The organism is Actinoplanes sp. URMC 104 (assembly GCF_051386375.1).
Taxonomy (GTDB): domain Bacteria; phylum Actinomycetota; class Actinomycetes; order Mycobacteriales; family Micromonosporaceae; genus Actinoplanes.
In genome coordinates, this window is sequence record NZ_JBPQTO010000007.1 from 563,705 (window position 1) to 575,095 (window position 11,391).

The following is an 11,391-nucleotide window of genomic DNA, read 5'->3' on the forward strand; positions in this document are numbered from 1 at the left end:
GTCGACTCAGGCCGCGACGGCGTTTTCGGGAATCATCACGTTCCCGGTAATCGCGATTTTCGCGGGAATGGAACCGGTCTCGGCGAGCCGGGGCGGCAGGAGGCTCGGATTGAGCGCGAGAATGTCGCCCGGGCCGGCGTCCAGCATCCGCAGGCTGATCAATTCGCGGTAGGCGCGCAGACCGTCGGCGACGCCGCGCAGCGAGGAGCCGCCGTGCTCGCTCCAGTCGACCGGCAGTTCGGTGATCGGCACGTGCGCGCGGTGCGCGAGCGCCAGCAGCTCGATGTCGAACGCGAACCCGGTCAGCCGGGACTGCGCGAACAGCCGCCGCGCCAGCGCGGTCTCGAAGAACTTGAAGCCGCACTGCGTGTCGGACACCTCGCCGACCATGCCGCGGCTGAGCGAGCGGAAGCCCCTGCTGCCGATCCGGCGCATCAGCGGCTGCCGCACGAGCAGGCGCCCGCCGGCGCAGTAGCGCGAGCCCACCACGATGCGATGGCCCGTGAGCAGCAGATCCATGGCCGGGGCGATCAGCTCGGCCGGGGTGGCGGCGTCCGCGTCGGTGTAGCCCACCCAGCGCGCCGCGGAGGTGAGCACCCCCCGGCGCACGGCGGCGCCCTTGCCCTGCCGGGAACAGCCGATCACCCGGATCGGCAGGCGGTCACCGGCCGCGTCGACCACCTCGGCCGTGCGGTCGGTGCTGCCGTTGTCGACGACGACGACGCTGCTGCTCCACGGCCGGTCGGCCAGCGCGTCGACGGTGTCGCTCAGGGTGCGGGCGAGCCGGCCCTCCTCGTTGAACGCCGGGATGACCACTTCGAGATCGACGGGCGGCCGGCCGACCCCGCCGATCACCGCCGGGCGGGAAATCTGATCCTGCGTCGAGCCCATCGCCTTGCACCCCCAGTGCGTCACGAATGACGAAATACGTGATCTTGATGGATCTCAATTGCTGATGACCCTGCCGACACTGGCGATTACCACCCCCGCCTGTCAAGCGGGTCCGCGTCCATTTCTCTTTACTGATCTTTGTGCCCGGTCACATTCCCGGAATTGGTAACCGCATGTTCATCCGTATGAGTTGCCGGCACATGGCCTGAATGTTTCGTGCATTTATCGGGGCAGGCCCGCGGTGGGCCCGCCGGCCCCCGGCCGCGGGGCGGCCGCGTGCGGGCGCAGCCGCGCGACGGCGGCGTCGTAACCCGGCCCTGCGTCGTTGATGTAGTGGTCGGCCATGAAGGTCCAGGCGAACAGTCCGTCCTGGACCAGGGCCCGCAGCGAGGACTCCGTGAACACCTCCGCGGCGAACTCCCCGAAGGCGGAGACCTGGCATGCCCGGTCGCCCCACAGCTTGAAGTGCGACACCATCACCGGCTTGCCGAACCCGCCCAGCTGCCGCACGGAGCTGCGCGTCTTGTCGACCGCGATGTTTCGACCGTCCACCTTGCTGTCACACGCCTGCATCTGCTGCACCGCGGTGAAGTCGCTCACAGCGATCGCATCGTGGTACGCCGTCAGGTCCCGCGGGTTCGTCCCGTCCCAGGCGTATCCCCCGAACCCCAGCGCGACGCGCGCGCCGCCGTACTCGTCGTGGATGACCTTCACGGCCTTGCGGTAGGCCTCCAGCAGCCGCGCCCGGTAGCCCGGGTCCCCGTCCGCGTACGTCTCGAACTCGGTGAACAGCACCACGTACAGCGGCTCGCCGTTGTCGCCCTCGTGCAGCTTCACCAGCGTCCGGACGTCCCGCTGGAACTGCTCGCCCACCGCGTACTCCGGGTGGTCCGCCAGCCACACGATCAGCTGAACGGCTTCGCCCGCCGCGTGCACCTGCCGCACCGCCGGCGGCTCGGCGTCGCGCATCCAGGCCAGGTCGCCCGGCCCGTTGAACCAGGCCGTCACCATCCCCGCCGTCCCCTCGCGGTGGAACCGGCTCTCGCGCGCGGGCCCGAGCTGGTCCCCGATCCCCCAGAGAACCCTGGGCGTACGGTCTTGTTCCTCCCGCTCCGCGGCGGTCGCGACGACGCCCACGACGACGGGAAGCGCGATCGCCAGCGCCAGGGCCATCCGTGGCAGCAGTCGCATCGAGGGTCCCCTCCCGCGGTCGCTCGCCGCCACCGTACAGGCGCTTTGTTTCCTCCCGGGGTTCGTTCACCGGGCCTCGACGGGGTTGTCCATGCCGGTGCCTACCCCGCCTCGGCGGTGAGTAACGAATCGATTCAGCTCCCGCCGCGCACGGCCAGCCGGGCGAGCTGCGGCAGCAGCCAGGGCGCGATGTGACGCCGGACGCCCGCGGGGGTGAAGTGCAGCCCGTCGCTGCGGATGCGGACCCCGCCGGCGCGCCAGGTGAACTCGCCGCCGGGGCAGACGCGGCGGTTGAGGTCGAGCACGACGGCGTGGTGGCGAACGGCGGCGTCGCGCAGCAGCCCGTTCCACGCGTCGACGCGCTCGGGCTCGTCCTCGGGCCAGAGGCCGCCGTCGGGGCGTTCCGCCCGCCGGGTGTAGGGCGCGGTCAGCAGCACGGGCAGGGCGCCGCGGCGGGTGACGACGCCGATCGCCAGGTCGAGCTCCCGGCGCAGGTAGGCGTCGTAGTCGGGCTGGCCGACGTGCCGGTAGCGGCCGGCGAGCCGGCGGTCCATCAACTCCCAGCGGTCCAGCAGGATCACCGCCACGTCCGGATCGTCCCGGCCTACGTCCCTGCCCCAGCGCCGGTCCCAGGTGTCGCAGCCGGGATAGTTGGTGTGCGGCTCGCCGATGTAGCGGATGTCGGGCAGCCGGGCGATGCCGCAGCCCTGCACGCCGCGCGCCTTGACCTCGAGGCGCGTCTGCTCCGGCAGGTACGTGCCCAGCGACCAGGCCACCGAGTCGCCGAAGATGCTGATCCGCGGCTTGTCGCCGGCGCGGCGCCCGGGACGGTCCACCGGGGCCGGCGGACTCGTCGCGGCCGGCGGGCGGGAGGCGCCGAGCGCGGGAGAGGTGTCCGGCAATGGTGCGGTGGACGGCACGGTCAGCGCCTGGTCGAGGTCGATCGGCGGGGCGGGCGGCACCGGCGGCGGCACCGTGGCCGGCACGACGACCCCGGCCACGGCGGCCATCGCGGCGGCGGCGAGGATCGGGGTGCGCGCCGGGCGGCGGAGCCGGCGGGCCCGGCGCACGGGTTGCTCGATCAGCACGTACGACACGGTCGCCACGACCAGCGTCGCCGCACATCGGACGCCCAGCAGGGCCGGTCCGGTCAGCCCGGTGCGGTCCGCGTCGACCCACTGGAACAGCGGCCAGTGCCACAGATAGACGCCGTACGAGATGCGGCCGAGCCACACCAGCGGCGCCACGGCGAGCAGCCGGGCCGTCGGCGAGCCCGGCGAGATCACGGCGTGGGCGAGGACGGCCGCGACCGCGAGCGCGGCGACGACGAAGCCGCCGCGGTACAGCCACTGGTCGTCGCCGTCCGCCGTGGACCACAGCCAGCCGGTGGTGAGCGCGCCGGCGGCCGCGAGCACGCCCAGCAGGCGCCGGGCCCGCACGGTCCGGCCGGAGAGGACGACGGCCAGCGCCGCGCCGATGAGCAGCGCGACCGCCCGGGTGTCCGTGCCGTAGTAGGCGCGGTCCGGGTCGGCCTGCAGGAACAACGCGGTCGCGGAGGCCGCGGCGCCCGTCAGGCACACCGCGAGCAGCCCGCGCCGGGCGAGCAGCAGCACGGCCACGACGATCAACGGCCAGAGCAGGTAGAACTGCTCCTCGATGCCCAGCGACCAGGTGTGCTGCAGCGGCGAGGGCGCGGCCGTCCCGGCGAAGTAGCCGCCGCCCCGGTCGGCCATCCGCCAGTTGGCCACGTAGGCGAGCGCGGCGAAGGCGTCGAGCCGCAGCGCCGGCAGCTCCTCGGGGGCGAGCAGCCAGTGGCCGGCCGCGAGCACCGCGGCGAGCAGCACGAGCAGCGCGGGCAGCAGCCGCCGGGCGCGGCGCGCCCAGAACGCCGGCAGGTCGATGCGCCCGGTGTCGCGGTGCTCGGCGAGCAGCAACGACGTGATGAGGAAGCCGGACACGACGAAGAACGCGTCCACGCCGAGGAAGCCGCCGCCGGCCGCGGCGACCCCGCCGTGGAACAGCACGACCGCGGTGACGGCCAGCGCCCGGACGCCGTCGATGCTCGGGTGGTAGCGCACCGCGGGGCCTTCCCCGCACGACGGGGTCTACACCGGCGATTCGCCGACCCGACCCGGGTTGAACGTCGCTTGCACCGCTGTATTCGACCGGCGACATCCCCAGGCTGGTCGCGCCAGACCGGCGGCGCAGGACCGGCGTTGCGCAAGGGTTTTGCGTCGGCAAGCGTGGCTTACGATGCCGAGCCGGCGAATCTGTCGGTGCCGAGCACGCTCAGGAGGGCGAGCTTGTCGTAACTCTCGGTGCCGGGTGTTGCGGTGAAGATGAGCAGTGACTGTCCCTCGTCGGGGTCCAGCAGCGTCTGGCAATACAGGTCGATGCGCCCTACCTCTGGGTGGACGAAGCGTTTGGCGCTGCTCCACCGCAGCCCCACCTCTTGACGCTGCCACAACTCGGCGAACTCCTGGTACTGCTGCAACTGGGCTACGAGCGCGGCAGCTGACGATCCGCTGCCCTGCGCGGTGGCCGCGGCGCGCAGGACGGAGACGTACACGCGGCTGTGCAGTCCGTGGTCCTCGGGCAGATACCGGGCTCGGGCAGCCGGATCGGTGAACCATCGGTAGAAGGCGCTGCGCGTTGAGCCCGTGTGGCGAGTCTCGTCGCCGAGCAGGGCCACCGCGGGCGGTGTCTGCTGGAGCGTGTCACCGAGGGGTCCGATGATCTCGGCCGGGGTGTCCTGGAGCCGGTCCATGACCCGCAACAGCCCGGGACTGATGTGCGCGTCCCGTGGATCGAGGGCGTCGGGACGGTGGCCGCAGAGCAGGAACAGGTGGTTGCGTTCCTCCGGGGTCAGGCGCAGGCCGCGGGCGATCGCTGCAGCCATCTGTCGAGACGGCTTCGACTTGGTGCCGCGCTCCAGACGGACCAGGTAATCGGCAGACATGCCGCACAGTTCGGCGACCTCCTCGCGGCGCAGACCGCTGGTACGCCGCCGAGGGCCACGCCGCAGCCCGACGTCCTCCGGTTGGAGCGCCAACCGGCGGCCACGCAAGAACGCCGCCAGGCCGTCACCGTCAAGCTTCACGTCATCCATGGGGCTCCCGCCTCGGTCGTACCGTGCACGTCCTTTCATGATCCGGTCAGCAGGCGACGGTTATCCAGGTTCCGGCAGTCAAAGGCTAGGCGGGCCCTTCATCCGGTGCACAGAGTGACCTCTACTGGTGGACGTCAGGAGATCGCAGTGTTCCTCAAGAGGAGTCCTGTCCATGAAAAAATGGACCGCCAATCACATGCCCGACATGACCGGCCGGACGGTGGTGATCACGGGTGGCGGCAGAGGCATCGGGCTCGTCGTGGCCCGTGACCTCGCCACGGCTGGTGCTCACCTGGTGCTTGCCGTCCGCGATGTGGTGAAGGCGCGCCGGGCGCTGGCGGGCGTCGGCCGCGACGTCGAGTTCAAGCAACTCGACGTCGCCGACCTCGACTCGGTGCATGCGTTCGCGCAGTCGTACACCGGCGTGGTCGACATTTTGATCAACAACGCCGGAGTGGCCAACATCCCCGCGGCGCGGACTGCGCAGGGACTCGATGTGGAAACCGCGACCAACTATTTCGGGCCGTTCGTGCTCACCAACCTGCTGCTGCCCCGGGTGACCGACCGCGTCGTCAGCGTCTCGAGTCAACTGCACCAGTTCGGCAGAATCCACCTCGACGACCTCGACTGGCACCAGCGCAGGTTCCGAACGGTCCTCGACAAGTACAACGCGTCCAAGCTCGCCATCGTGTTGTTCTCCCTGGAGCTGCAGCGCCGCCTGACCGCCGCCGGCAGCCCCGTGCGCTCGATCGTCGCGCACCCTGGCGTCGTCCGTAGCGAGCTCAACGCGCACTCATGGCTGAACATCGTCAATCGCTTCCCGGGCCTCGTCCAAGACGTCGAACCTGCCGCGCTCCCGATCCTCTACGCGGCCACCCAGAACGTGCCCGGCAACGCGTACGTCGGCCCGGACGGCCTGTTCCACTTCACCGGCCACCCTGTCATCCACAAGCCCAGCCGAGCTGCCCGGAACCCGGCCACCGCTGCAGCGCTGTGGCAGGCCACCGCCTCGCTCACCGGCATCGGCGGGACCGTCGCCGCCGTCCAGGGACGCGATCGGGGAAACTCATGACCGACCTGACGGGCAGGGTCGTCCTGCTCACCGGAGCGAGCCGCGGAATCGGCCGCGCCATCGCCCTGGCCTTCGCCCACGCCGGCGCGACGCTCGCGCTGTCCCACCGGGACGAAGGCACCGCCGACGCGCTCACCACCGAACTCCACGCCCTCGGCGCCACATTCCTGCTCCTGCGCAGCGACGCGTCCAAGGCCGACGACATCGACGCCCTCTTCGACCGGACGATTACCGAATTCGGGCACATCGACATCGTCGTCGCCAACGCGGGGGTCGAACTTGTCGGCCCCACCCTGCTGGAATCCAGTATCGACGACATCGACCGAGTCCTGAACCTGAATCTCCGCGGCACCATACTGCTCCTGCGACGCGCCGCCAAAGACCTCACGGACGGCGGCCGCATCATCGTCACCGGCTCGACGATCGCGGACTACGCACCACCGGGCTCCACCGTCTACGCCGCCAGCAAGGCGGCACTGCGCCCCCTCGTCCTCGCCCTCGCCCGGGAACTCGGCCCCCGCAGGATTACGGTGAACCTGCTCGCCCCAGGGCTCGTGGAGGGTGCCGGCATCACGGCCGACCTCCCACCGGACGCCATCGCGCGTTTCGCTGCCCTCAACCCGATGGGCCGCTCCGCTCGCCCCGACGACGTGGGACCACTCGCCGTCTTCCTCGCCTCCACCCTTGCCGCCTTCGTCAGCGGCCGGGAACTCACCGTCGACGGCGCCGCTATGGGCTGATCTCCACCTTCACGCCCCCATCGCCCGGCACGCCGGCCCGCGGCAGCACGCCGCCGAACGACATGTCGGGGCGCCTGAGGCGTGCTTCACAAGATTGAGCTGCCGGTTCGAAAGTCAGGCGTGGCCGTGGATTCGATGACCAGTCACGCCCATCAACACGCCGCCGGCGCCCGCAGGGACGGCCATTTGCAGAAGGAACCACCCGGCGCCGTGCATGACGAGCCGGACGATCACGCTCTGGGCTCAAACGCCACAGCGGTGTGGCCACCCGCTACGACGGTCAGGACGGTCGAGTGCTGCCCGGGGTTCGGGTCTGACCTGCGAGGTGGTCCTCGAGGCGGTGACCGCCGAGCCGACTCAGCCCTCTAGAGCGCGCCGGTGTCGCGCAGCGGCACGTACGGCTCCTCGTCGGGCGGGTGGCCGGCCGCGATGGCGCGGCTGCGGTGCAGCTCGGCGTCGAGCTCGGCGCCCAGCAGGATCGCGATGTTCGAGATCCACAGCCAGACCAGGAACACCGCGACCCCGCCGAGCGTGCCGTACGTCTTGTTGTACGAGCCGAAGTGGGCCGCGTACACCCCGAAGCCCACCGACGCCGCGATCCAGAGCAGCACGGCGAGCACGCCGCCCGGGCTGATCCAGCGCAGCCCGGCCTGCTTCGCGTTGGGCGCCGCCCAGTACAGCAGCGCGAACAGGCAGCTGATCAGGAACACCAGCACCGGCCACTTGGCGATCGACCACACCGTGACCGCGGTGGGGCCGGCGCCGATGAGCCGGCCCAGCCATTCGGCCAGCTCACCGGTGAACACCACGATCAGCGCGCTGGCCGCCAGCACCGCGCCCACCACCACCGTCACGCCGAGCCGGATGGGCAGCGTCTTCCAGATCGGCCGGCCCTCGGGCACGTCGTAGATGGCGTTGGAGGCGCGCATGAACGCGCCCACGTAGCCGGACGCCGACCACAGCGAGCCGGCCAGGCCCACCAGCGCGAGCGACCCGGCCGCCTGCTCGCTGCGCCCGAGGTTGGCCAGGCTCTCGGTGAGGATGTCGCGGACCGGGCCGGGCGCCACCTCGCTGAGGCTGTCGATCATCGGCTGGATCACCGACGTGCCGATCAGCCCCAGCACGGAGGCGAGCAGGATCAGGCCGGGGAACACGGACAGGACGCCGTAGTAGGTCAGGGCGGCCGCCCAGTCCATGAGCCCGTCGTCGTTGAACTCCTTCGCGGTGCGCTTGAGGGTGGCCCACCACGCCCGTCCGGGCAGGTCGGCAGGGCTGGCGGGTGGGGTGGGCATCGGTCAGTACTGGCAGCGCAGCACGAGCATCGCGTGGGCGCGCAGCCGCAGGCTCTCCTGCGCCTTGACGGTGCTGTGCGTGGCCAGCAGCGGGTCGGCGGTGTCGATGGCGACCTCCCACACCTGGCCGTACGCGGAGTCGGGCAGCGTGAACTCGACCTCGCCCGGCGACGGGTTGAACAGCAGCAGGAACGAGTCGTCGACGATCGCCTCGCCCAGGGCGTCCGCCTCGGGGATGCCGTGGCCGTTGAGGAACACCCCGATCGTGCGGGCCGCCTCGGGCGCCCAGTCCTGCTCGCCCATCGGGGTGCCGTCGTGCCGCAGCCACGCGATGCCGGGCAGCCCCGAGTCGCCGGCCGGCTCGCCGGTGAAGAACCGCCGGCGCCGGAAGATCGGGTGGTCGGCGCGCAGCTTCGTCAGGCTGCGGGTGAAGACGGTCAGCACGTCGTGGTGCCGCGCGTTCTCCCAGTCGATCCAGCTGATCTCGTTGTCCTGGGCGTACACGTTGTTGTTGCCGCCCTGGGTGCGGCCCAGCTCGTCGCCGTGCGCGATCATCGGCACGCCCTGCGACAGCAGCAGCGTGGCGAGGAAGTTGCGCTTCTGCCGCTCGCGCAGCGCCACGACGTCGGACTCCTCGGTCGGGCCCTCCACGCCGCAGTTCCACGACCGGTTGTGGCTCTCGCCGTCGCGGTTGTCCTCGCCGTTGGCCTCGTTGTGCTTCTCGTTGTACGAGACCAGGTCCTCCAGCGTGAACCCATCGTGCGCGGTCACGAAGTTGATCGACGCGATCGGCCGGCGGCCGTCGATCTCGTACAGGTCGGAGCTGCCCGCGAAGCGCGAGGCGAACTCGCCCAGCGAGGCCGGCTCGCCGCGCCAGAAGTCGCGCACGCTGTCGCGGTACTTGCCGTTCCACTCGGTCCAGAGCGGCGGGAACCCGCCCACCTGGTAGCCGCCGTCGCCGACGTCCCACGGCTCGGCGATCAGCTTCACCTGCGACACGATCGGGTCCTGGTTGACCAGGTCGAAGAACGCGGCGAGCCGGTTCACCTCGTGGAAGTCGCGGGCCAGCGACGCGGCCAGGTCGAACCGGAACCCGTCGACGTGCATCTCGGTCACCCAATAGCGCAGCGAGTCCATGATGAGCCGCAGCGACTCGTGGTGGCGCACGTTGAGGCTGTTGCCGGTGCCGGTGGTGTCGTAGTAGTACTGCTGGTCGTCGGGGACGAGCCGGTAGTACGCCGCGTTGTCGATGCCCTTGAACGACAGCGTGGGGCCCATGTGGTTGCCCTCGGCCGTGTGGTTGTAGACCACGTCGAGGATCACCTCGATGCCCGCCGCGTGCAGGGCCTTGACCATCGACTTGAACTCCTGCACCTGCCCGCCGCGGCCGCCGAACGAGGCGTAGTCGTTGTGCGGGGCGAAGAAGCCGATGGTGTTGTAGCCCCAGTAGTTGCTCTGCCCGCGCTCGACCAGGTGGCTGTCGTGCACGAACTGGTGCACCGGCATCAGCTCGACCGCGGTCACGCCGAGGTCCTTGAAGTGCTTGATCATCGCGGGGTGCGCGAGGCCGGAGTAGGTGCCCCGTACGTCCTCGGGGATCTTCGGGTTGCGGGCGGTCATGCCCTTGACGTGGGCCTCGTAGATCACGGTCTGGTGGAACGGGATCCGCAGCGGCCGGTCGTTGGCCCAGTCGAAGAACGGGTTCACCACCACCGACTTCATCGCGTACGGCCCGGAGTCGTCGTCGTTGAACGCCTCGTTGTCGTCGAAGCGGTACGAGAACAGCGACTCGTTCCAGTCGTTGTGCCCGTCGATGGCCTTCGCGTACGGGTCGAGCAACAGCTTGCTCGGGTTGCAGCGCAGCCCCCGCGAGGGGTCGTACGGGCCGTGCACGCGGTAGCCGTAGCGCTGCCCGGGCACGATCCGCGGCAGGTAGCCGTGCCACACCATCGCCTCCCGCTCGGGCAGGTCGATGCGCGTCTCGGTGCCGTCCTCGTCGAACAGGCACAGCTCGACGCGCTCGGCGACCTCCGAGAACAGCGCGAAGTTGGTTCCGCCGCCGTCGTAGGAGGCCCCCAGCGGGTACGGCGAACCGGGCCAGATCTTCATGGGTCAGAACTCGTCTCTCTCGCGGTTGAAGCAGGGCGTTTACCCATTTCCGGCGGCCTCAGACGTACGGGCGGGTGAGCCGCTCACCACTCAAGGGTGATCTTCAGCGCCCGCGACGGGACCACCGGGTCGTCCGCATCGACGACCGCCAGCACCCCCACCCCGCCCCCGGTCACCTCGCGCACGGCCAGGCCCTCGACCTTCGGCGCGAGCCCGTCCACCGCCGGCAGCTCGGCCACGGCCCGTACGGTGTCGTCGTCGAGCACGGCCAGCGCGGCGCCGACGACCGGGCCGTCGTCCACCGCGTTCGGCGTGTCCTCCGCGGCGGCGCTCACCAGGACCCGCCCGTCCGGCAGCGCCACCGCGTCGGTGACCGCCAGCGACACCCCGCGCACGGCGCCGAGCTCGTAGCGGCGCACGCCGGTCACCTCGATCGCCTCCGCCACCGCGCCGCCCGTCGCCGCGAGCAGCGCGGCCAGGTCGACGTCCACCGACGCCGTGGGCACCCCGGCGGCGGAGTTGCCGCGCTGGAACCACCGCAGCCGCTCCCCGACCGGGCACGCGCCCTCCAGGTTGAGCTGCGCGAGCGGGATCCCGAGCGCGGCGGCGACCCGCTCGTACAGCGGTCTCAGATCGGTCACCTCGAAGCCCGCGCCGGGCGTGACCAGCGAGACTCGCATCCGCGCGGCCGTCGAGCCCGACCCGAGCAGGAGCACGCCGCCGCGGACGGCACAGGCCGCCTCGAAGTCGGGCTTGAGGTGCTTGGTGCCCGCCGCCGAGCCGAACACCTCGTGGCCGTCGACCGCGCCGACGACCCGCACGGCGGTGACCAAGTCCGGCCGCAGCCACGCGGCGTGGGTCGCGTCGTCCTGCACGACCAGCCAGCCGTCGCCGAACGGGGCGATCGCCGAGGCGGCCCGCACCGGGGTCCCGTCGTCGAAGGTCAGCGCGGACACCTGGTCGACCCGTAAGCGCATGTCTGCATCT

General features: G+C 71.1%; 9 protein-coding genes and 1 pseudogene. 3 read left to right on the plus strand and 7 right to left on the minus strand.

Annotation, left to right across the window (positions count from 1 at the left end; all coding sequences use genetic code 11):
- Positions 1-6 precede the first annotated feature (6 nt).
- The 4 genes from ACSNN8_RS24105 to ACSNN8_RS24120 form a co-directional block, all read right to left on the minus strand.
- Complete coding sequence (locus ACSNN8_RS24105) at positions 7-891, minus strand: dolichyl-phosphate beta-glucosyltransferase (protein WP_436651675.1); 885 nt, start codon at positions 889-891, stop codon at positions 7-9.
- A 222-nt stretch (positions 892-1,113) separates the two neighbouring features.
- Positions 1,114-2,082 carry a hypothetical protein gene (locus tag ACSNN8_RS24110; protein WP_436651676.1) on the minus strand — a complete coding sequence of 323 codons (969 nt, stop codon included), beginning with the start codon at positions 2,080-2,082 and terminating at the stop codon, positions 1,114-1,116.
- A gap of 134 nt (positions 2,083-2,216) precedes the next feature.
- Positions 2,217-4,160 (minus strand): acyltransferase family protein, encoded by a 1,944-nt coding sequence (locus ACSNN8_RS24115; protein WP_436651677.1) that lies wholly within the window; start codon positions 4,158-4,160, stop codon positions 2,217-2,219.
- 170 nt (positions 4,161-4,330) lie between these two features.
- Positions 4,331-5,191 carry a helix-turn-helix transcriptional regulator gene (locus ACSNN8_RS24120; protein WP_436651678.1) on the minus strand — a complete coding sequence of 287 codons (861 nt, stop codon included), beginning with the start codon at positions 5,189-5,191 and terminating at the stop codon, positions 4,331-4,333.
- 196 nt (positions 5,192-5,387) lie between these two features.
- Between ACSNN8_RS24120 and ACSNN8_RS24125 the strand changes: the two genes are divergently transcribed.
- The 3 genes and pseudogenes from ACSNN8_RS24125 to ACSNN8_RS24135 all read left to right on the plus strand — a co-directional run.
- The gene (locus ACSNN8_RS24125) at positions 5,388-6,263 is read left to right on the plus strand and encodes an SDR family NAD(P)-dependent oxidoreductase (protein ID WP_436651680.1); all 876 of its coding nucleotides are present in this window, start codon (positions 5,388-5,390) and stop codon (positions 6,261-6,263) included.
- Positions 6,260-7,003 carry an SDR family NAD(P)-dependent oxidoreductase gene (locus ACSNN8_RS24130; protein ID WP_436651682.1) on the plus strand — a complete coding sequence of 248 codons (744 nt, stop codon included), beginning with the start codon at positions 6,260-6,262 and terminating at the stop codon, positions 7,001-7,003. Before ACSNN8_RS24125 ends, ACSNN8_RS24130 begins: the two co-directional genes overlap by 4 nt.
- 120 nt (positions 7,004-7,123) lie before the next feature.
- Positions 7,124-7,246, plus strand: a pseudogene (locus tag ACSNN8_RS24135) (IS5 family transposase); the annotation flags it as partial.
- A 122-nt stretch (positions 7,247-7,368) separates the two neighbouring features.
- Here ACSNN8_RS24135 and ACSNN8_RS24140 read toward each other — a convergent pair.
- The 3 genes from ACSNN8_RS24140 to ACSNN8_RS24150 form a co-directional block, all read right to left on the minus strand.
- Positions 7,369-8,295: a YihY/virulence factor BrkB family protein gene (locus ACSNN8_RS24140; protein ID WP_436651683.1), complete on the minus strand. Its 927-nt coding sequence runs from the start codon at positions 8,293-8,295 to the stop codon at positions 7,369-7,371.
- Positions 8,296-8,298: 3 nt separating this feature from the next.
- On the minus strand, positions 8,299-10,404 hold the full coding sequence (gene glgX, locus ACSNN8_RS24145; protein ID WP_436651684.1) for a glycogen debranching protein GlgX: 2,106 nt from the start codon (positions 10,402-10,404) through the stop codon (positions 8,299-8,301).
- Between the two features lie 83 nt (positions 10,405-10,487).
- Positions 10,488-11,381 (minus strand): DUF6910 family protein, encoded by an 894-nt coding sequence (locus ACSNN8_RS24150; protein ID WP_436651686.1) that lies wholly within the window; start codon positions 11,379-11,381, stop codon positions 10,488-10,490.
- Positions 11,382-11,391 lie beyond the last annotated feature (10 nt).

Bases quoted from the DNA above. Each gene is read 5' to 3' on its own strand.
- glgX (WP_436651684.1), bottom strand. From the start codon at position 10,404: ATGAAGATCTGGCCCGGTTCGCCGTACCCGCTGGGGGCCTCCTACGAC.
- ACSNN8_RS24150 (WP_436651686.1), bottom strand. From the start codon at position 11,381: ATGCGCTTACGGGTCGACCAGGTGTCCGCGCTGACCTTCGACGACGGG.
- ACSNN8_RS24110 (WP_436651676.1), bottom strand. From the start codon at position 2,082: ATGCGACTGCTGCCACGGATGGCCCTGGCGCTGGCGATCGCGCTTCCC.
- ACSNN8_RS24140 (WP_436651683.1), bottom strand. From the start codon at position 8,295: ATGCCCACCCCACCCGCCAGCCCTGCCGACCTGCCCGGACGGGCGTGG.
- ACSNN8_RS24105 (WP_436651675.1), bottom strand. From the start codon at position 891: ATGGGCTCGACGCAGGATCAGATTTCCCGCCCGGCGGTGATCGGCGGG.
- ACSNN8_RS24130 (WP_436651682.1), top strand. From the start codon at position 6,260: ATGACCGACCTGACGGGCAGGGTCGTCCTGCTCACCGGAGCGAGCCGC.
- ACSNN8_RS24120 (WP_436651678.1), bottom strand. From the start codon at position 5,191: ATGGATGACGTGAAGCTTGACGGTGACGGCCTGGCGGCGTTCTTGCGT.
- ACSNN8_RS24125 (WP_436651680.1), top strand. From the start codon at position 5,388: ATGCCCGACATGACCGGCCGGACGGTGGTGATCACGGGTGGCGGCAGA.